At 69.9% G+C, this 19,728-nt stretch carries 19 protein-coding genes; 7 read left to right on the top strand and 12 right to left on the bottom strand.

Annotated features, from left to right (window positions below):
- Nucleotides 1-5 precede the first annotated feature (5 nt).
- Nucleotides 6-1,013 (bottom strand): hemolysin family protein, encoded by a 1,008-nt coding sequence (locus tag ACZ6SF_RS17620; protein WP_466063200.1) that lies wholly within the window; start codon nt 1,011-1,013, stop codon nt 6-8.
- Nucleotides 1,010-2,392: a hemolysin family protein gene (locus ACZ6SF_RS17615; protein WP_466063199.1), complete on the bottom strand. Its 1,383-nt coding sequence runs from the start codon at nt 2,390-2,392 to the stop codon at nt 1,010-1,012. The genes ACZ6SF_RS17620 and ACZ6SF_RS17615 overlap by 4 nt, the downstream gene beginning before the upstream one ends.
- 236 nt (nt 2,393-2,628) lie before the next feature.
- Here ACZ6SF_RS17615 and ACZ6SF_RS17610 point away from each other — a divergent pair, with 236 nt between their 5' ends.
- Nucleotides 2,629-3,171, top strand: coding sequence for a YaeQ family protein (locus tag ACZ6SF_RS17610; RefSeq protein WP_466063198.1), 543 nt, complete (start codon nt 2,629-2,631; stop codon nt 3,169-3,171).
- Between the two features lie 7 nt (nt 3,172-3,178).
- Here the strand turns inward: ACZ6SF_RS17610 and ACZ6SF_RS17605 are convergent, their stop codons facing one another.
- Nucleotides 3,179-3,541 carry an ArsR/SmtB family transcription factor gene (locus ACZ6SF_RS17605; protein ID WP_466063197.1) on the bottom strand — a complete coding sequence of 121 codons (363 nt, stop codon included), beginning with the start codon at nt 3,539-3,541 and terminating at the stop codon, nt 3,179-3,181.
- Nucleotides 3,542-3,648: 107 nt separating this feature from the next.
- Here ACZ6SF_RS17605 and ACZ6SF_RS17600 point away from each other — a divergent pair, with 107 nt between their 5' ends.
- Nucleotides 3,649-5,688: a heavy metal translocating P-type ATPase gene (locus tag ACZ6SF_RS17600; protein ID WP_466063196.1), complete on the top strand. Its 2,040-nt coding sequence runs from the start codon at nt 3,649-3,651 to the stop codon at nt 5,686-5,688.
- 169 nt (nt 5,689-5,857) lie between these two features.
- On the opposite strand, the gene ACZ6SF_RS17595 is transcribed toward ACZ6SF_RS17600, so the two are convergent.
- A complete protein-coding gene (locus ACZ6SF_RS17595) occupies nt 5,858-6,517 on the bottom strand; it encodes a response regulator (RefSeq protein ID WP_466063195.1) in 660 nt (219 codons plus the stop codon).
- Nucleotides 6,514-7,527, bottom strand: coding sequence for a sensor histidine kinase (locus tag ACZ6SF_RS17590; RefSeq protein WP_466063194.1), 1,014 nt, complete (start codon nt 7,525-7,527; stop codon nt 6,514-6,516). The genes ACZ6SF_RS17595 and ACZ6SF_RS17590 overlap by 4 nt, the downstream gene beginning before the upstream one ends.
- Nucleotides 7,528-7,701: 174 nt before the next feature.
- Between ACZ6SF_RS17590 and ACZ6SF_RS17585 the strand changes: the two genes are divergently transcribed.
- Genes ACZ6SF_RS17585 through ACZ6SF_RS17575 form a run of 3 tightly spaced genes read left to right on the top strand, consistent with a single transcriptional unit; the run spans nt 7,702 to nt 9,782 of the window.
- Nucleotides 7,702-7,977: a cation:proton antiporter regulatory subunit gene (locus ACZ6SF_RS17585; protein WP_466063193.1), complete on the top strand. Its 276-nt coding sequence runs from the start codon at nt 7,702-7,704 to the stop codon at nt 7,975-7,977.
- Between the two features lie 35 nt (nt 7,978-8,012).
- Nucleotides 8,013-8,471 carry a CBS domain-containing protein gene (locus ACZ6SF_RS17580; protein WP_466063192.1) on the top strand — a complete coding sequence of 153 codons (459 nt, stop codon included), beginning with the start codon at nt 8,013-8,015 and terminating at the stop codon, nt 8,469-8,471.
- A 27-nt stretch (nt 8,472-8,498) separates the two neighbouring features.
- On the top strand, nt 8,499-9,782 hold the full coding sequence (locus ACZ6SF_RS17575; protein ID WP_466063191.1) for an ArsB/NhaD family transporter: 1,284 nt from the start codon (nt 8,499-8,501) through the stop codon (nt 9,780-9,782).
- Nucleotides 9,783-9,796: 14 nt separating this feature from the next.
- Here ACZ6SF_RS17575 and ACZ6SF_RS17570 read toward each other — a convergent pair whose 3' ends face one another.
- The 3 genes from ACZ6SF_RS17570 to ACZ6SF_RS17560 form a co-directional block, all read right to left on the bottom strand.
- Nucleotides 9,797-10,840 (bottom strand): linear amide C-N hydrolase, encoded by a 1,044-nt coding sequence (locus ACZ6SF_RS17570; protein ID WP_466063190.1) that lies wholly within the window; start codon nt 10,838-10,840, stop codon nt 9,797-9,799.
- A gap of 158 nt (nt 10,841-10,998) precedes the next feature.
- Nucleotides 10,999-12,318: an NtaA/DmoA family FMN-dependent monooxygenase gene (locus ACZ6SF_RS17565; RefSeq protein ID WP_466063189.1), complete on the bottom strand. Its 1,320-nt coding sequence runs from the start codon at nt 12,316-12,318 to the stop codon at nt 10,999-11,001.
- 124 nt (nt 12,319-12,442) lie between these two features.
- Nucleotides 12,443-13,882 carry a WGR domain-containing protein gene (locus tag ACZ6SF_RS17560; protein WP_466063188.1) on the bottom strand — a complete coding sequence of 480 codons (1,440 nt, stop codon included), beginning with the start codon at nt 13,880-13,882 and terminating at the stop codon, nt 12,443-12,445.
- A 198-nt stretch (nt 13,883-14,080) separates the two neighbouring features.
- Here ACZ6SF_RS17560 and ACZ6SF_RS17555 point away from each other — a divergent pair, with 198 nt between their 5' ends.
- Entirely contained in the window at nt 14,081-15,247 is a 1,167-nt protein-coding gene (locus ACZ6SF_RS17555) for an NAD(P)/FAD-dependent oxidoreductase (RefSeq protein ID WP_466063186.1), read from the top strand.
- Between the two features lie 60 nt (nt 15,248-15,307).
- On the opposite strand, the gene ACZ6SF_RS17550 is transcribed toward ACZ6SF_RS17555, so the two are convergent.
- Genes ACZ6SF_RS17550 through ACZ6SF_RS17535 form a run of 4 tightly spaced genes read right to left on the bottom strand, consistent with a single transcriptional unit; the run spans nt 15,308 to nt 18,580 of the window.
- Nucleotides 15,308-15,823, bottom strand: coding sequence for a GNAT family N-acetyltransferase (locus ACZ6SF_RS17550; RefSeq protein WP_466063185.1), 516 nt, complete (start codon nt 15,821-15,823; stop codon nt 15,308-15,310).
- A 4-nt stretch (nt 15,824-15,827) separates the two neighbouring features.
- Nucleotides 15,828-16,811 (bottom strand): ABC transporter substrate-binding protein, encoded by a 984-nt coding sequence (locus tag ACZ6SF_RS17545; RefSeq protein ID WP_466063183.1) that lies wholly within the window; start codon nt 16,809-16,811, stop codon nt 15,828-15,830.
- A 36-nt stretch (nt 16,812-16,847) separates the two neighbouring features.
- The gene (locus ACZ6SF_RS17540; protein ID WP_466063182.1) at nt 16,848-17,630 is read right to left on the bottom strand and encodes an amino acid ABC transporter ATP-binding protein; all 783 of its coding nucleotides are present in this window, start codon (nt 17,628-17,630) and stop codon (nt 16,848-16,850) included.
- Entirely contained in the window at nt 17,627-18,580 is a 954-nt protein-coding gene (locus ACZ6SF_RS17535) for an amino acid ABC transporter permease (RefSeq protein ID WP_466063181.1), read from the bottom strand. The genes ACZ6SF_RS17540 and ACZ6SF_RS17535 overlap by 4 nt, the downstream gene beginning before the upstream one ends.
- Nucleotides 18,581-18,752: 172 nt before the next feature.
- Between ACZ6SF_RS17535 and ACZ6SF_RS17530 the strand changes: the two genes are divergently transcribed.
- Complete coding sequence (locus tag ACZ6SF_RS17530; protein ID WP_466063180.1) at nt 18,753-19,682, top strand: TIGR03564 family F420-dependent LLM class oxidoreductase; 930 nt, start codon at nt 18,753-18,755, stop codon at nt 19,680-19,682.
- Nucleotides 19,683-19,728: the final 46 nt, after the last annotated feature.

Below are 19,728 nucleotides of genomic sequence, written 5' to 3'. Positions count from 1 at the left end.
TCGGCTCAGGCAGCCGACCCCGCCAGTAGCCGCTGCAGGACATCGGTAACGGTGATGAGCCCGGTGACCTGCCCCGACTCACTGACCGTCGCCAGGTGATGGCGCGTTTCGCGCATCGTCGCCAGTGCCTCGTAGACCGGGGTGGCGGCATCGAGGGTCAAGGCGGGCCGCATCAGATCGGCGGCGGTGGCACCCGCCGCGGCTCCCAGGCTGTCACGCACGTGGACCACGCCGTCGACCCGGCCGTGCACACCGACCAGCAGCCGCAGATGTCCGGTGGTACGGGAGGTTTCCTGGATCTCGGCCGGAGTGGCCCCCGGCCCGACACCGCTGGGTCGGGCCCCGGCGACGGCGATATCGCCGATGGTCAGCGCCTCGAGTTCCAGCGCGCTGGTCAGCTGCCCGTGATAGCGCTCGTCCAGGGTGCCGACCGTCGCCGAGTGTTCCACCAGATGCCGCAGGGCGTCCGGGTCCTGCCCGGTGGCCACCTGGTCGACCGGCTGTACGCCCACCCGGCGCAGGCACCAGTTGGCGAGATGGTTGAGCTGCACGATCAGTGGCCGGGTGAGCCACATGAACGCCCGCATCGGCACGGCCAGCAGGATCGCCGACCGCTCCGGATGCGCGATGGCCCAGGATTTCGGGGCCATCTCACCGACCACCAGGTGCAGGAAGGTCACCACCAGCAGAGCCAGCAGGAATCCGGCGATATCGGCGGTCCAGGGCGGCGCGCCCCAGCTCTCGAAGGCGGGCGTGAGCCAATGGTGCACCGCGGGTTTGGTCACCGCGCCCAGCGCCAGGGTGCAGACCGTGATCCCCAGCTGGGATCCGGCCAGCAGCACCGACAGCTCGGAAGCGCTGCGCAGCGCGGCGCGCGCCGAACGACTGTGCGCGGCCGCGTCTTCGAGCCGGTGGCGGCGGGCGGCGATCAGGGCGAATTCGACCGCGACGAAGAACGCGCTGGCCGCGATGAGAACGACGGTGGTCGCCAGCACGACCCATGGGTTGCTCATGACCGGCTCCTCTCCCCCGCGGCCGCGGCGTCCGGCCCCGGGTGCAGGCCGATCCGCACCGACGAGGGCACATGTTTCTCGATACCGACCACCCGGGCGGTCAGCGTCCGCGGCTCCGGGCCCAGCGGGTGGGCCAGGTCCGCCGGATCCGGATCCAGCGGCACCGTGACCGTGTCACCGATCTCGGGCAGTCCGCCGTAGGCGGAGATCACCAGCCCGGCGAGGGTTTCGTAATCACCCTCCGGCAGCGGATGCCCCAGGGTGCGGGCGATTTCGTCGAGATGCGCGTCGCCGCGAACCACCCATTCGTCGCCGTCGCGCACGATCACCGCCGGATCGGTATCCGGATCGTGTTCGTCGGCGATCTCACCCACGATCTCCTCGGCCATATCCTCGACCGTGACCAGTCCGGCGAATCCGCCGTACTCGTCGATCACCAGCGCCATCTCCTCGTGCGCGGCCACCAGCTGCGACAGCACCTCGGGCAGGCCCAGTGACGCGGGCACGATCACCGCCGGACGGCACACCTGGGCGGCCGTCCCGGCGACCGCGTGGTCCAGCAGATCGTGCAGGTGCACCACGCCGAGCAGATCGTCGGAACTCTCCCCGACCACCGGATAGCGGGTATGCCCGGTACTCATCTTGGCCAGCACCCGGCCGACCGGTTCCGTCGCGCCGACGGTATCGACCCGGGAGCGCGGGATCATGGCGTGTTCGGCGGTGCGGGTGGGGAAGTCGAGAATCCGGTCCAGCAACGCGGACAGTTCGGCGGGCAGCTCCCCGGCGTCACGTGACTCCGCGACGATATGTTCCAGGTCCCGGGGCGTGGCCGAATGCTCCACATCGTGGACCGGTTCGATCCGCAGTGCGCGCAGCAGCAGATTCGAGGAGGCGTCGAACAACCGGATCAGCCAGCCGAAGGCGGTCAGGTAGAAGGTGGTCGACAGGGCGAGACTCCGGGCGACCGGTTCCGGCCGCGCGATCGCGAGGTTCTTCGGGAACAGTTCCCCGAACACCATCTGCACCACGGTGGACAGCAGCACCGCGGCGACGGTGCCGATCGCCACCCCGGCCGCCGTGGAGAATCCGATTCCGCTGAGCAGTTCCCCGACCCCGCTGCCGATCATGGGTTCGGCGACATAGCCGACGAGCAGTCCGGTGACAGTGATGCCGAGCTGAGCGCCCGAGAGCATGAAAGAGGTGCGCCGGGTGACCGCCAGGGCGCGTTGCGCGGCCGGGTCACCGGCTTCGGCCCGGGATTTCAACCGGGACCGGTCGACAGCCATATAGGCGAACTCTTGGGCTACGAAATAGCCGGTCAGGGCGGTGATCAGCAGAACGACCAGCACACCCGCGAGGATTCCGGCGACGGTCAGCACCGCGGGATCCGATCAGCGGCCGGGTGATCCGGCGAGGGCGGGGACGATCGTCGAGGTTTTCGCTTGGCGCGTCTCATGGCTCTCTCTGGTCGGGAACGAACGCCGTTACAGAATAGGACGAACCGGGCGGTCTCCGAGTTCCCGGGTGGCGTGTCGGCCGGGTCACAGTCCCGGCGGAACGGCGCGCGGCCCGGCCGTCGAGGTCCCTCGCGGGCCCGGGTTAGGCTTGCCGTCCTATGGCTATCGGCGCGACTGTGCACACCTTCACCCTGAACCTCTCCGATATCGACCGCGGGGTGTACCAGGAGCTCGACCTGCGGTTGGCGCGCCACCCGTCGGAAACGGCCGAATTCCTGATCACGCGCCTGCTGGCCTACTGCCTCGAATACGAGGAGGGCATCACGTTCAGCGACGGCGGGGTGTCCTCGACCGAGGAACCCGCGGTGCTGGTCCGCGATCTCACCGGCCGGATCACCGCCTGGATCGAGGTGGGCGCCCCCGACGCCGATCGGGTGCATCGCGGCAGCAAACTCGCCGGGCGGGTGGCCGTCTACACCCACCGCGACCCGGCCAAGGTGCTGGCCCCGCTCACCGGAAAGCGCATCCACCGAGCGGAAAACATCCCGCTGCGCGCTTTCGACCGCGATTTCGTCGACGCCGCCGCCGCGACCCTCGAACGCCGCAACACGGCCACCCTCTCGATCACCGAGGGACAGTTGTACCTGGAGATCAACGGCACCACCCTGAGCACGCCGGTCGCGGAGACCCTGCTCGGATAGCACCGCGTCAGCCGGTGGCCCCGGATCCGTCCGCCAGCCCGAGCCTGAGGTGCTCGCTGTGGTAAACGGCCTCGTCCAGGAGTTGGGCGACATGGTCGTCGTAGAGACGGTAGACGATGGACCGTCCGGTGCGGACCCCGACGACCAGGCCCAGATTGCGCAGCAGCCGCAGTTGATGGGAGACCGCCGACTGCTCCATCCCGATCGCCGCGGCCAATTCGCTGACCGGGCAGGGGCCCTGCCGTAGCTCGGTGAGGATCAGCAGCCGGCTCGGAGTGGCCAGAGCCTGGAGGGTATTCGCGACATGGGCCGCGGCATCGGCGTCCAGCCGCGGGGCCGGGCGATCGCGCCCCTCGACTCCGTGTCCCATGCCCCGGAAGCATACTCGGCCGGATATGCATACACATGAAGACATGTTCATTCTTTCTGATATTGTCGCCGGAGTCCCGCTCGCTCATCGTTTCCGGAGGTGGCCCCTTGGTCGCACCGACCCACACCTCGACCCCCGCCGCGCCGCCGCCGATCCGCCGCACCGCGCTGTGGGAACTGCCGGAGGTCCGCTGGGCGGCCGTCGCGCTCGGCCTGTTCCTCACCGGACTCGCAGCACAGCTCACCGGCGCTCCGGACTGGACCTGGTGGGTCCTGTACCTGGCGTGCTATCTCGCCGGGGGCCGCGAACCGGCGCTCACCGGGCTGCGCGCGCTGCGGCACGGCACCCTCGACGTCGATCTGCTCATGGTGGCGGCGGCCCTCGGTGCGGCCGCCATCGGCCAGATCACCGACGGCGCCCTGCTGATCGTCATCTTCGCCGGCTCCGGCGCGCTCGAGGCCCTGGCCACGGCCCGAACCGAGGATTCGGTGCGCGGTCTGCTCGACCTCGCCCCCGAAACGGCCACCCTGGTACTGCCCGGCGACCGCGAGGAAACGGTCCGGGCTGCCGATCTGCGGGTCGGGGACGTCCTGGCGGTCCGGCCCGGCGAGCGGATCGCGGCCGACGCCGTCGTGGTGTCAGGCGCGAGCGAGGTCGACCAGGCGACCATCACCGGCGAGCCGCTCCCGGTCGACCGGACGGTCGGTGACGAGGTCTTCGCGGGAACGGTCAACGGCACCGGGGCGCTGCGGATCCGGGTCGCCCGGCAGGCCCGCGATTCGGTGGTCGCCCGGATCGCGACGCTGGTCGAGGAGGCCGTCCGCACCAAGGCCGGCACGCAGCGGTTCGTCGAGAAGATCGAGCAACGCTATTCGCTGGTGATGGTGACCGCCACGCTCGCGGTGTTCGCCGTACCGCTGCTGGCCGGAGAACCGCTGCGGCAGGCCCTGCTCCGCGCCATGACCTTCATGATCGTCGCCTCGCCCTGCGCGGTGGTCCTGTCGACCATGCCGCCGCTGCTGGCCGCACTCGCCAACGCCGGACGGCACGGGGTCCTGGTGAAATCGGCCGTGGCGATGGAACGCCTCGGCGCCACCACGCGGGTCGCGTTCGACAAGACCGGAACTCTCACCCGCGGCACACCGGAGGTCGCCGGGATCCGCTGCCTCGGCGGCACCGTCACCGGCGACGAGGCGCTGCGGCTGGCCGCGGGCGCCGAACTGCCCAGCGAGCACCCGCTCGCGGCCGCGATCGTGCGCGCCGGACGGGCCCGTCACCCGGATCTGCCGGTCGCCCACGACTTCGCCGCCCACCCCGGCCGCGGGGTCACGGCGCGGGTCGACGGCCACCACGTCGGTGTCTTCTCCCCCGCCGGGCTCCCCGACGCGACAGACGACGAGTCCGGATCACTCACGGCGGCCGTGCGGCATTTCCAGGAACTCGGGCACACCGCGGTCGTGATCACCCGCGATCTGCGACCCGTCGGCGTCCTCGCCCTCACCGACCGTCTCCGCCCGGAAGCCCGCGCCGCGGTGGCCGCCGTCGCGACGCTCACCGCGACCCCGCCCGCGATTCTGACCGGCGACAACCCGGCAGCGGCCCGGCTCGTCGCCGACCAGGTCGGTATCACCGATATCCGTGCCGGGCTCCTGCCCGCCGGAAAAGTCGCGGCGGTCCGGCATGTGGAGGACGGCGGCGACCGGCTCGCCCTGGTCGGCGACGGTATCAACGACGCCCCCGCGCTCGCGGCCGCGTCCACCGGTATCGCGATGGGCGGTATCGGCGCCGACCTCACCCTGCGCACCGCCGACGCGATCGTGGTCCGCGACGATCTCCGGGCGATCCCCGCTGTGATCACCCTCGCGCGCCGCGCCCGGCGCGTCGTACTGGCCAACCTGGCCATCGCCGCCGGTTTCATCGCAGTCCTCGTCACCTGGGATCTGGCCGGCACCCTGCCACTGCCACTCGGAGTGGCGGGCCACGAGGGCTCCACGGTGATCGTGGCGCTCAACGGGTTACGGCTGCTGCGCAATTCCGCCTGGGAACGGGCCCTGGACCCGGACCCACCGCGCTCCCGGCTCCGCCGCGCGGCACACAACACGCGGAAGAACGGTCTCGACGATCCCACCCCGCGCCTGGCCCGATAGCCACCCGACCTGCGAAGTGCCCCGACCCGCGCGTCCCGATCGGGCACGATCGTCGGATGCGCGCCGGCACAGAGGGTTCGGGTGGGACACCGGTCCGTGCACAACCGGAATCACCGCGATCGTGCTGTTCGCCGGTTCGGGGCTGCTGCCGTGGCGGACGGGCGAGCGTTCAGGGTTCGATGAGACCCGCCCGGATCGCGTAGCGGGTGAGCGCGAGGCGATCGCGTAGACCCAGTTTCTGCAGCACATTCGCGCGGTGGCGGTCCACCGTCTTCACACTGATGAACAGGTCGGAGGCGATCTCCCGGGACGAGTGCCCCTCGGCGACCAGTTTCACGATCTCCTCCTCCCGGGGCGTGAGCAGGGTCGGTGGGAGGGGTTCGCCCCGGTCGGCGCGTTGCAGCCAGTCCCGGATCAGTGAATTGACCGCTCCGGGATACAGATACGGTTCACCGCGCAGGGTGGCCCGGCAGGCCTCGAGCAGATCGCGGTCGGCGACCGATTTCAGGACATACCCGGAGGCCCCGACCCGCAGCGATTCGAAGAAATACTGTTCGTTGTCGTACATGGACAGCATGAGGATCCGGACGCCGGGCGCCGCGCGGTGGATCTCGCGGGCGGCCTGGATACCGGTCATCCGGGGCATCGCGATATCGAGAATCGCCAGATCCACCGGGATATGACCGGCCTGCTGCACGGCCTCGTGCCCGTTGGCGGCCTCGGCGACCACGGCGAGATCCGGTTCGGCGTCCAGGATCATCCGCAACCCCGACCGGACCAGCGCGTGATCATCGGCCAGCAGGATGCGGGCGGGCGCCGGGGCGGTCACAGCGCGCTCGTCTCGGGTCGATACGGGATGGTCAGGCAGACCTCGGTGCCGTGCCCGGGCGGGGAATCGATGGTCAGATCGGCGTTCACCAGCAGCGCCCGCTCCCGCATCCCGCGGATACCGGCGCCGTCCACCTCGACCCCACCGCGACCGTCATCGGAAATCCGCAGTACCAGCGCGCCGGCGCGGGCGTGCAGGCTCAGGCCCACCCGGGCGGCGCCGGCGTGCCGGGCGATATTGGTCAGGCCCTCCTGCGCCACCCGGTAGCAGACCAGTTCGATATCCGGCGTGAGCCGGGGCAGCGCCCGGTCGACGTCACGGCCGACGCCGATCCCGGCGGTGGAGGAGAACTCGCTGCACAGCGCGCTGAGCGCACTGGAGAGTCCGAGATCGTCGAGCACATCGGGCCGCAACCGCCGCGCGATCCCGCGCACCTCGTCCAGGCACGACCGCACCGTTTCCTGCGCCCCGTGCAGAACGTCGACCACATCGCCGGGGGCGCGGTCGGCCGCGCGTTTCATCGACAGCAGCGCCACCGTGAGGCTCTGGCCGATCTCGTCGTGCAGTTCCCGCGCGATCCGCCGGCGTTCGCTCTCCTGCGCGGCCAGGGCGGAGGCGCTGGCGGTCGCACGTTCGGATTCCAGCCGCCCGACCATGGCGTTGAAGGAATCGATCAGCCGGGCGAGGTCGCCGTTTCCGCGCTCGTCGAGGCGCCCGCTGCGCCGCAACGGGTCCACCCGGCGCATGGAGGCGATCAGTTCGTCCAGCGGGGCGAGGCTGGATCGCAGCAGGAAGGCGTTCGCGGCCAGGATGACCGCGAGGCCGATCACCAGGACCGGGATCTCGGTGAGCCGCACCCGCGACGACACCGTGGCCGGGGATACGGCCAGTACCAGGGTGCCGAGCGTGAACACCAGCCCGTTGATCAGGAAGATCCGCCGGAACAGGGCGTCCGCCGGTGTCCGGGTGTGCCGCCGGAACAGGCCGATACCACTCTCCGGACGGTCCATCACCTCAGTCTGGCGTCCGCCGACCTGCCTGTCCATCGGGTCCGGCACCCATATTCCCGGGGCCGCCCTACACGACCGCGGTCATCGGAGATGGGTGCCGGCACCGATGGCCGCACCCACCCCGCGACGCCGAGACTGAGAGCCGGACAAGCGACCGCGGGAGGAGTGTTCGGCATGGACATCGACCTCCATACCGTGCCGGGACAGGGCACCGTGCACCATCTGCTGACCCGCAACGGTGACCGTTTCGCCCTGGTCACCGGCACCGACGGCGGTAAACACATCCACGTCTACCGGGCCGGGCGCGACGAACCCGTGCAGACCGTCGCACTGGGTCCCGACGAGGCCGATCAGCTGGCCGATCTGCTGCACAGCGCACCGCTACCCGACCGGGTGGCGCGCCTGGAGCGATTGACGCAACGGCTCGCCGGCGACGGGCACCGGCCGTGACCACCCTCTCCCCGCACGCGCGACGGGAACCTTCGATGCAAGCACACGATATCGCCGTCCGGCTGCCGACCGTCCGCCCCGGCGACCCGGTGGCCAAGGCCATGCGCTCGATGGTCGTGCACCGGTTGCCCGGCATGATCGTGGTCGACGACGCGAACCGGCCGCTGGCGGTCCTGCCCGGCACCCAGGTGCTGCGGCTGGCGATCCCCAGTTCCTACCAGAACGATCCGGCGCTGGTGCGCACCATCGACGAACTGCACGCCGACCTGTTCTGGCGGGAGCTCGGAGATCTAACGGTCGGTGACTGCCTGCCGCGCCCGGCGCCCCGGCCCGCGGTCGTCCGGATCGACGCCACCCTGCTCGAGATCGCCGCCCTGATGGCGCAGCGGCACAGCCCGCTGGTCGCGGTGACCGGGCACCACGGGACGCTGGTCGGCGGAATCACCCTGGAACGGCTGCTGATCGGCCTGGCCGTCGCGGGCCCGGACGACTGAGCGCGCCGGACCGAGGTGGGGTGATCGATGGACCGGATCCTGGCGGTGACGATCTTTGTCGGCGCGTTCTGGTTCATCGCCACCGAACGCGCCGACAAGGTCAAAGTGGTGCTGGTGGCCGCCGCGGCGATGACCGTGCTCGGCCTGGTACCCGGCGAGGAAGTGTTCTACTCCGCGCATACGGGGATCGACTGGAATGTCATCTTCCTGCTGCTCGGCATGATGATCATCGTCGGCGTCGTCAAACACACCGGCCTGTTCGACTTCCTGGCCATCTGGGCGGCGAAGCGGTCACACGGTAATCCGTTCCGCCTCATGGTCATGCTGATGGTCATCACGGCGGTGGCCTCGCCGATCCTGGACAATGTCACCATCATCATGCTGGTCGCGCCGGTGACGATCGTGGTCTGCGGGCGGCTGGGTTTCGCGCCGCAGCCCTTCCTGATCGCGGAGGTGCTGGCCGCCAATATCGGTGGCGCCGCGACCCTGGTCGGCGATCCGCCCAACATCATCATCGGCAGCCGCGCGGGCCTGAGCTTCAACGATTTCCTGCTGCACATGGCGCCGGCGGTGGCGGTGATCTTCGCGTTGTTCGTCCTGTTCACCCGCTGGCTGTTCCGCGCCCACCTGCGACAGCGCTCCGAGCACATGACCACGGTGATGGCATTACAGGAACGTCGCGCCATCACCGACCCCCGCCTGCTCACCCGGGCGCTGCTCGTGCTCACCGGCGTGGTGATCGGGTTCGGGCTGCATTCGCTGCTGCATGTGGCGCCGTCGATCATCGCGCTGCTCGGCGCGGGGGCGATGGTGCTGATCTCCGGACTCGATATCGGCGATATCCTGCGCGAGGTCGAATGGGGCACACTCGTGTTCTTCATGGGCCTGTTCGTCATGGTCGCCGGGCTCGTGCACACCGGGGTCATCACGATCCTCGGCGACGCCGCCGTCGCCGCCTTCGGCGACAACCCCCTGCTGGCGTCGGGTGTCCTGGTGTTCGGGTCCGCGGTGGTCGCCGCCTTCATCGACAACATCCCCTATACGACGACGATGGCTCCGGTGGTCGAGGGCCTGGTCGAGAACACACCGGACGCGGCGCAGGGCCGGGCCCTGTGGTGGTCGTTCGCCTTCGGCGCGGATTTCAGCGGTAACGGCACGGCCGTCGCGGCGAGCGCGAACGTGGTGGCCCTGGATATCGCCCGGCGCGCGGGTCACCGGATCACCTTCTGGCAGTTCACCCGCTACGGCATCGTGGTCACCGTGCTCAGCTGCGTCCTCGCCTGGGCGTATGTGGCGATCCGCTACTTCTGACGGCGGCCGGCGGATCAGCGGGCGGCGGCGCCCGAGGGCGCGGGTACGGAAACATCGACGAACCAGCGGGATTCGGAGGTATCCAACCGGGTGATATCGCCGTGCCGGAAGTCGATCGCCGAGAAGTCCACCCGGTGCCAGGCCGGGTGCTCGTAGTACCGGACGAAATAGTGCCGGCTGCCGAGATCGGCCAGGACCGACCATTCGGTGTACTCGTCGGACTCCTGTCCGTTCTCTTCCCCGCGCACCAGCCCCTTGGTGATATCGAAGCTGTTGACGATATGCGACGCCAGCACCGCGCCGTCGGCGGCGTTCGCGGTCGTCTTCGCCGACCGGCTGAGCGCGACGGCCCGCACGAATCGCGACGGCGGCGTGAAATCGCCGGGCAACCCGAGCAGTCCGCTGCCCTGTCCGAGCGCCCGGACGTCGTATCCGGTGAGTTCGAGTTCGGGGACATTGGTCGCCGACAGGTTGACATAGTTGCCGAGGTTCAGCAGGTGCCAGTCGAAGGGCGGCGAGTTCGTCATCACGCCCAGCGGGTTGTCGTGGATACGCAACTGCCCGTCGACGTATTCGATCACCAGCGCCTCGCCGTCGCGGTCGTGCAGGGCGTAGTGCAGACCCACCGGCTCCGCGCGGCCGGGCGCCGGCGCACCCCACACCAGGACGTCTCCGAGGGCGCGTTTCGCCTCGGCCACCGAAGCGCAGGTGGACAGTAGATAGTTGCCCACATCGTGCAGCTGGGACAGCGATTCGGGTTCCCGGCCCGCCGGAACCTCCTGGTACCGCGAGAAGCCCGGCAGGTACAGGGCGCCGAAATACAGGCCCGCCTCGTTCATTCCGTCCACCAGGCAGTCGCGGCCGAACAGGTCCATTCCGACGATTCCGTACGCGCCGGTCCAGGACAGCCCGGGTATCGACGGGTCCGGGCTGTGCCCCCGGAATTCCTGCCCGCGCGGCACCACCACCAGCCGAGACCCGAGGTCCAGGCCGAATTCCATGGTGCGGCCGACGATCACATCGCGCTCGGCGGTCTCGATCCTGAATGTGGTGCACATACCGGTTGCCCCTTCTGATGGTCACCGGCACGCCTGCGGGCCGGGATCTGTGCCGGGTCCTCGAATACGTACGAGCGGCACGGCCCAGGGGCCGCGTGGGTCAACGATACGTCGCGAAGCCGGTCGAAGCGGAGACCAGCGCGTTTGCGTGTTGCGGGCTACCGGCCCACCGGCACCGGCTCGGGCAGCGGCGGCAGTTCCAGGTTCTCGCGGAAGGTGGCGCCCAGATAGTCGGCGCCGACGATATCGCGGCGTCGCAGTTCCGGCAGCAGTCCGTTCACGACGAAATCGCGGGTGCGGGGATTGTCGAGACCGCCCAGGGAGATCACATCGAGCACTCCCGCGCGGTAGCGCTCCTCGACCGCGTCGGCCAGTTGTTCCGGTGTACCCGCCGCCGACCAGTGCCCGGTGTGCCGGGCTTCCAGGATCAGTTCCCGCAGCGTCCGGCCCGAGGCGGCGAGCCGGCCGAATATCTCCACCCGGCCGCGGCGGCGGCGCACCGAACCCGGATCGGGCAGCAGTGTTTCCGGAAGGGGCCGGTCCAGCGGCAGACCCGAGAGATCCACACCGCCGCCGAGCATATCCTCGAGCACCGCGCGGCCCGCCTCGAGATCGAAGGCTTCCTCGTCCTCGCGCAGCAGGCGGGCGACCTCGGCCTCGGACGCGCCGTAGGTGGCGTGCAAGGAGCTGAAGATATAGGGCAGTCCTTCGGCGCGTCCCAGTTCGCGGGCCCGGCCGCGGATACCGGCGGTATAGGCGCGGGCGTCGTCGAGGGTGGTGAGCGAGGTGAACACGACCTCGGCGAACCGGGCGCCCAGTTCCACCCCGCCCGCCGACTGCCCGGCCTGGAACTGCACCGGCCGCCGCTGCGGCAAGGGCGGGATGTTCAACGGCCCGCGCACGGTGAAGTACCGGCCCTTGTGGTCGATCGGGCGCACCCGCGTGGGGTCCAGTACCGCGCCACCGCGCCCGTCCGCGCGCAACGCCCCCTCCTGCCACGAGTCGTAGAGCGCGTTCACCACCTCCAGCGATTCGGTGGCGCGCGCATAGCGTTCCTCGGGACCCGGCAGTTCCCCGCTGCCGTAGTTCTCCTCCCCCAGCGAGGAGGTCACGGCGTTCCAGGCCGCACGGCCGTTGCTCACATGGTCGAGCGTGCCGAACAGCCGGGCCAGGTTGTACGGGTGATGGAAGGTCGTGGTGACGGTCGCGATCAGGCCGATCCGGGAGGTCACCGCGCTGAGCGCCGACAGGTAGATCAGCGGCTCCTGGGCGCCGATCGCGCCCTGGGCGCCGAAGGCCAGCAGATCGGCCGCGAAGAGCGCGTCGAACCGGTGCCGCTCGGCCGTCTTCGCGACCTCCACCGCGCGTTCCAGGGTGGATTGCCGCGGATCGACGGCCGCCGCGTAGATATCCGCGCCGCCGCTCACGCCGGTGACCGTCTTCAGGTGACGGCGCCGGGGGCCGTTGTGCGATACCACTTTTCGACGGTAGGACCGCATACGGAGCCCGGGACAGCGTTGTATTCAGCGTGATCCGTGGGGAATCGGCGCCCACCCGCCCGGCGTTCGGCCCCGCGACCCCGCAACCGCTCGACCCTCGGGGTCAGGACAACCGGCGGATATCACCGCGCACCCGGTAGAACCCACCACGCGCCGATTCCGCGACACCGTCGACCACGTAGCGGGCCCCGGCCTGCCGGATATCCCGGGGGAACTGCACATTCCATTCCCGGCGGTATCCCGGGGAGACGATATGGACCCGCAACCGCCCCTGCACATCGACGCATTCGACGACGATGCCGTCACCGGAATCGGTGACGACCTCCACCGTACTGCTGGGCACCACCGCCACCAGTTCCGGCGCCTTGATCGACACGGCTCGGGGTACCACGCCCTGTTCGGCGTCGCGGACCGCGATCTCGCTCACATCGAGGCAGGCCAGGGTGCCGTTCGTGGTGACCAGGTACAGCTTGCCGTCGTGGTACTGCATCGAGTACGCCGAACCACAACCGGTGCCGAGTTTCCAGATCCGCCGGCCCTCGGCGTCGAAACAGTAGACCGACGAGTAGTTGTCACCGGCGAAGACATAGCGCCCGTCCGGAGAGGCCGCGCACGAGTACACCGCGGCATCGCACTGGAACGCCCGATCGGCGCTGCCGTCCTTGCCCACCATCCGGACCTGGTTGTGGGTGGTGCCCGCGTAGACGGCGTCGGGTTCCTGCCAGCCGAACAGGACGGCGCCGCCGACACTGCGGTGCCAGCGATGATTACCGCTGATCAGGTCGTATTTCGTCACACCACCGGAGTGCCCGTGGTAGACGCCGTCGGCGTCGATCCGCACCATCCAGCCGGAGTTGCCGTCGCTGCGGCGGGTCCACAGCGATTCCTCCTCGTGGTCGATCACGGTGAGACCGCCCTGCACATCGGAGACCCCGAGGATGCCGTCGTGGATATCGAGCCAGTAGATATCGACGTCGGTGGCGATATCGTAGGCGGCTCGCGGCACCTTTCCGGACAGGTCGTAGACGCGGCCGTCATCGCACCCCGCGTAGATCCAGAAATCGTCGGCGACGATGCATTTCACCGCGTCGGGCAGCCGGAACCGGCCGGTGACCTCGCCGTCGGGGGTCAGGGTGAACACGTCCCCGTTCTCGTTGCCGACCCAGCACCGCTCGGAGTCGATGAAGATCCCGAACGCGGCGGCCCCGGAGTCGAAGGTCCACAGCACCGGTGCGGTGCGGGCGGTGGAGGTCCGGCTGGTGATGGCCCGCCGGGTGACCGGCCGGGCCGCCCGCGCACCCCGCACGGCGGCCGCGTACCCCTTGCGGATCTTCTCGGCGACCTTCTTGTTCGCCGCCGCCTGCGCCTTCTGCGCGTCCGCGAAGGAACTGACCTTGCTCTGCCCGCTCTCCCCGATCCGCCCGTACCGGATGGTGACCCGGGTGCCGTCCACGACGACCTCGTAGAACTTGTGGGCCGAACCTCCGTCCTCGGAGAGTTCCAGATAGGTGGTGGTCGCCGGGGTGGTGGTCGGTGTGGTCATGCTCGGTCCCGCTCGTCGTCGTTGCGCGTCGGGGCGAAAGTTAGCAACGGGCACCGACATACGCGCGGCGACCGGGCGCGGCCCGCGGCTCCCGGCAACGCGGTTCGGTCCGCCCGGGTGATGACAACGGTCACAGTGCGTCACGGCCGGCCGCTCGGCGTCGTCTATCGGACGAGGACCCGAGAGAACGGAGCCACCATGTCCCAGCAGCGCACCCATGTGGTCGTGATCGGCGGCGGTTACGCCGGAACGCTGGCGGCCAACCGCCTGCGCGGCGGCACCGCCATCGATATCACCCTGGTGAACCCCCGCCCGGATTTCGTGCAGCGGATCCGGCTGCACCAGCTCGCCGCGGGGACCGGTACGGCCGTCACGGACTACGATTCGCTGCTCGGGGCGGGCATCGCCCTGGTGGTCGACAGCGCGACCCGGATCGACACCGCCGCCCGCACCGTCCAGCTGGCCGCCGGTGACACCCTCACCTACGACTATCTCGTCTACGCCGTGGGCAGTACCGCCGCCGACCTCTCCGCGATACCCGGGGCCGCCGAGTTCGCCTACCCGATCGCCGAACTCGAACAGGCCGAACGGCTGCGCGCCGCCCTCTGGCGGGTACGGGAGGATGCGCCGGTGACGGTGGTCGGCGCCGGCCTGACCGGGCTGGAGACGGCCGTGGAACTCGCGGACCGCGGCCGGACCGTCCGGCTGGTGTGCGGGGGCGCGCTGGCGCCGGCACTGAGCCCGGCCGGGCGCCGGTCGGCGGCGAAACGCCTGGCACGCCATCACGTGGACGTGCGCGAGACCGACTCGGTCGCCGAAGTCCGCGCCGATTCGGTCGTCCTGGCCGACGGCACCACGCTGCCGAGCGCGGTCACCGTCTGGACCGCCGGATTCGGAGTACCGGAACTGGCCCGCGCCAGCGGCCTCGAGACCGACGAACTGGGCCGGCTGCGCACCGACGAAACCCTCACCAGCATCGACGACGACCGGGTGGTAGCCGCCGGCGATGCCGCCGCGCCCTCGGGTCATCCACTGCGGATGAGCTGCCAGGCCGCGAACCCGCTGGGCGCGCAGGCCGCCGATACCGTGCTCGCCCGGATCGCCGGGACTTCCCCGGCCCCGATCGATCAGGCCTTCATCGGCTCCTGCATCGGCCTCGGCCGCGGCGACGCCCTCATCCAGACCGCCCGCCGCGACGACACCCCGGTGAACGTCGTTCTCGGCGGCCGGATCGCGGCCGGGATCAAGGAAGCGGTCTGCCGGAGTACGCTGTGGCAGCTCCGCCGCGAAGCCGGCCGCCCGGGTTCCACCGTCTGGTTGAAAGGAGGCCGCGACGCCCGGACCTCCGCACCGGCCCCGCGCTAGCCTCACACACCCGCGCCACCCGGTATCCTGCCGACCGCCGGACCGGCGCCGGGGACTCACTCATACGTGGGCTTCGGCGTCACCGGTGGACCGGGTGTTCTCCGCGACCTCCAGGTACTTCTCGAACGGATGCAGCGCACCGATGTCGACGACGATGTCACGGGCCAGCGGGGTGTAGCCGGCCGCGTTGTACAGCGCCACGGCCTCGGGTTGACGCGGGCCGGTGGTGAGGAAGATCCGCCGGTAGCCGCGGCGGGCGATCTCGGCTTCCAGTTCGGCCAGCACCAGCCGGCCCAGGCCCCGGCGGCGATGGGTGCGCGCGGTCCAGATCCGCTTGAGTTCCGCGGTGTCGGCGTCGTAGCGGCGGAAGGCGCCGCCGGCGATCGGCTGCGCGTCCTCGACGATCACCAGCAGATCGCCGCCGGGTGGCGCGAAGTCGTCGGCGGGGTGGGTCGTCAGATCGTGGTGGACCGCGTCGACGGTGCTGCCGTAGCGGCTGCTGTATTCGACCGCCAGCTCGGCCAGCAGCGGCGCGGCCAGCGGATCCCGCTGGCCGACGTGGACGATACGGCGCATGGGCTCATCCCTCCGGTTTCGGCAACCCGGGTGGGTTGATCCTCGACTCTGCCACCACCTCGCTGCGCAGTCCCCACCGGTCGATCACCCGCTGGTAGGCGCCGGTATCGATGGCGTGCTGCAGCGCCGCGTGTATCGCGGCGATCAGGCCGTTGTCCTTCTTCGTCGCCACCGCGATCTCGGCCTGTAGCGCCTCTCCCGCCCCGGAGAGGGTCGCCGCGATCTTCGTATCGCCGGAGGTCGCCGAATGATAGACGGCCACCGGGTTGGGTCCGAGGTACCCGTCGATACGGTGCGAGGACAGCGCCAGGTAGTAGTCGGTGGCCTGCTGGTAGTAGGCGATATCGATGGCGGGCAGGCCCTCGTCGATATTCTTCTCGTTCCATTCGACCAGCAGCTGTTCCTGGTTGGTGCCGCTGCCGACACCGATCCGTTTACCCGCCAGCGATGTGCGGTCGGTGTAGGTCCAGTCGGTGTCCTCCGGGACCTCCAGGGCGATATTGTCGAGCCGGTAGGTCGCGAAATCGTATTTCTGTTTCCGTTCCTCGGTGACGGTCACATTGGAGATGAACGCGTCCACCTCACCGGAGTCGATCTTCACGAAGTTCTGCGACCAGTCGGCGGCGAGTACCTCGAGCCGGAGCCCGAGGATATCGGCGATCAGATAGGCGAAATCGACCTCGGATCCGACGAGGGTGCGGTCGTCGGTGGCGTGGAACCGCAGCGGCGGGCCCGTGGTCGCCGAACCCGTGACCACCAGGGCGCCCCGGTCCCGGATGGCCTTCGGGACCTGTGCGGCGAGGGCGTCGACCTTCTCGGTGCGCACCCGGGTGGGCTGTTCCGGAGACAGATCGAAGACCTGGCCGTCGGGGGTGCGCACCTCGTTGCCGGCCTCGCCGCCGCCACCACAGGCGCCGGCGGTGAGCGCCACCGCGGTGAGCGCGGCGACCAGTACGGCGATCCGCCGTCCGGTTCGGTGCAAACGCATCTGATGTCCTCTGTTCGGGTTCCGGTGGTGTCACGGTCACAGCACGTGCGCCAGAAAGGCCTGGGTACGGGGATGTTCGGGGGCGTCGAGCACGCGGTGCGGCGGACCCTGCTCCACGATGCGGCCGGCGTCCAGGAATACGACGGTGTCGGCGACTTCACGGGCGAACCCGATCTCATGCGAGACGATCACCAGGGTGGCGCCGTCCTCCGCGAGACCGCGGATGGCGTCGAGCACCTCGCCTACGAGTTCGGGATCGAGCGCGGAGGTGGGTTCGTCGAACAGGATCACCCGCGGGCGCAGGGCCAGGGCCCGCGCGATGGCGACCCGCTGCTGCTGTCCGCCCGACAGCTGCCGCGGGTAGGCGTCGGCTTTGTCCGCGAGCCCGACGCGGTCCAGCAGACCGGTCGCGGCGGCCCGCGCGGCGGCGCGATCGCGGCCCTGCGCCGCGACCGGGGCCAGCGCGATGTTCTCGCGCACGGTGAGATGCGGGAAGAGATTGAAGTTCTGGAAAACGAACCCGATCCGGGAGCGCTGCCGCAGGATCTCGCGTTCGGGCAGTTCGCGCAGTGTGTTCCCGCGACGCCGGTAGCCGACCAGTTCGCCCGCCACCCGGACCGTGCCGGCATCCACCTTCTCCAGATGGTTGATGGTCCGCAGCAGGGTGGATTTCCCGGAGCCGGAGGGTCCGACGATCACGGTGACCTCACCGGTCCGCACCGCCAGGTCGATACCGCGCAGCACCTCCACACCACCGAACGATTTCCGGATACCACGCAGTTCGACAGCGAATTCGACGTCTTCGGGGGCGGTGGTCATCGCCGGCCCCCGGTGATCTCGGCGAGAGTGCGGCGGACCCGCTGCAGCGGGGTCGGCGGGAGTTCGCGTTCGCTGCCCTTCGCGAAATGGCGTTCGATGTAGTACTGCACGACGGTGAGGATGGTGGTCAGCACGATGTACCAGACGGTCGCGACCATGAGCAGCGGCACCACGCGCCCGTTACGCCCGAAGATCACCTGCACCTGGTAGAAGAGCTCGGCGATGGCCATCACCGAGACGATCGAGGTGCCCTTGAACAGGCTGATCACCTCGTTCACGGCGTTCGGCAGGATACCGCGCATCGCCTGCGGCGCGACGATGGTGAAGAACTGCCGCCGCCACGGCAGTCCGAGCGATTTGGCCGCCTCCACCTGACCGGGATCGACGGAGATGATGCCGGCCCGGATGATCTCCGCGGCGTAGGCGGCCTGATGCAGTGCCAGTCCGATCACGGCGGCGCCGAATCCGCTGATCACCCCGTTCACATCGAAGGAGACGAAGCCGGGCCCGAACGGTATCCCGATGGTGAGGGTGCGATAGAGGTAGGCGAGGTTGAACCAGAACAGTAGTTGCACGATCAGCGGGATCGACCGGAACGCCCAGACGTAGGTCCACGAGATCACCTGCAGAACCGGGTTGTGCGAGAGCCGGCCGATGGCGAGCCAGATCCCGAGGAAGAAGCCCAGCAGGGTGCCGTACAGGGTCAGCTCCACGGTCACCCGCAGCGATTTCAGTACCGCGTCGGCGGTGAAGTATTCGGCGAAGGTCGGCCAGTCCCAGCCGGGGTTGGTGACCAGCCCGTGCACGAACTGGGCGACCAGCACCAGCGCCACCGCCGATACCACCCAGCGCCAGGGGTGCCGGGTCCGCGCCACGGGCAGGGTCGACTCGTCGTCCGTCGCCGGCGCCCCGGCGGTGCCGGTGTCGCCGACCGATGCGACTGCGCTCATGAGAAATCCGATCCTTCACCCGTCGGCACACCAGGTCTCGCGATCGACCGGCGATCCGGGTGGTCGTGCCCACGCTAGGGAGGCCGGGCAGCGTTGTCGCCGTTCATATTCAGGCCGATTCCAATGGGGCGGCGCCGGAATACTTCCCACCCGGCCGGGGGTTGCGGCGGGCATGTCGTTCACCGCACCTGTCGGAATCGCCCTCCAACCGCGTCCCGGCGCGATCAATGCCGTCGACGATGTCGTCGACCGCGCCCGCACCGCGCAGCGGGCCGGAATAGACCGCGCCTGGTTCGCGCAGCGCTTCGATACCGACGCGCTCTCCGTCGCCGCGGTGGTCGGGGCCGCCGTTCCGGGGCTGCGGGTCGGGACCTCGGTGGTACCGATCAATCCCCGCCATCCACTGGTGGTGGCGGCGCAGGCACAGACCGCCCACGCGGCGTCCCACCGCAGATTCACCCTGGGAATCGGTCTCGGCGCCGCGGACCTGGAGGAGCCCGCGTTCGGTCTGGTGACCGAACGCCCGATCCGCCGCCTGCGGGAATATCTGACGGTCCTGCGTTCCGTACTCACCACCGGCACCGTCGATTTCACGGGCGAGACCCTCACGGCCGCCACCCGGTTGCCCGCCGCGGTCGCGGGTGGTGACGGTCCCGATATCGTCGTCGCGGCCATGGGCCCGCAGGCCCTGGCGGTGACCGGCGAACTCGCCGACGGCACCGTCCCGTTCCTGGCGGGCCCGCGCTCCCTGAGCGAACACATCGTGCCCCGGATCCAGGCCGCCGCGCGGGCCGCGGGCCGCCCGGCGCCCCGGGTGATCGCGGGGGTGGCGGTCGTGGTGACCTCCGACCCCGACCGGGTGCGCGCCCGCGCCGCCGAGCAACTGGCCTTCTACGACGGTATTCCGTCCTATCGCGCGATCCTCGAGCGCGAGGGTGTCGCGCGTGCGGCCGAGCTGGCGGTGATCGGCACCGAGGCCGAGGTCGAGGCGGAATTGCGCCGGTACGCCGACGCGGGCGCCACCGAACTGCTGGTCACCCAGACCGAGCTGGGCGGCGCCGAGGACGAACAGCGCACCTGGGAGTTCCTCGGCGCGCTGTAACTCCCGCGCGGGGGCCCGGCCCTGCGAGAAACCGGACCGGCGGCGC

Source organism: Nocardia sp. NPDC049935, assembly GCF_055586645.1.
This window is presented reverse-complemented; position numbering and strand designations above follow the sequence as displayed.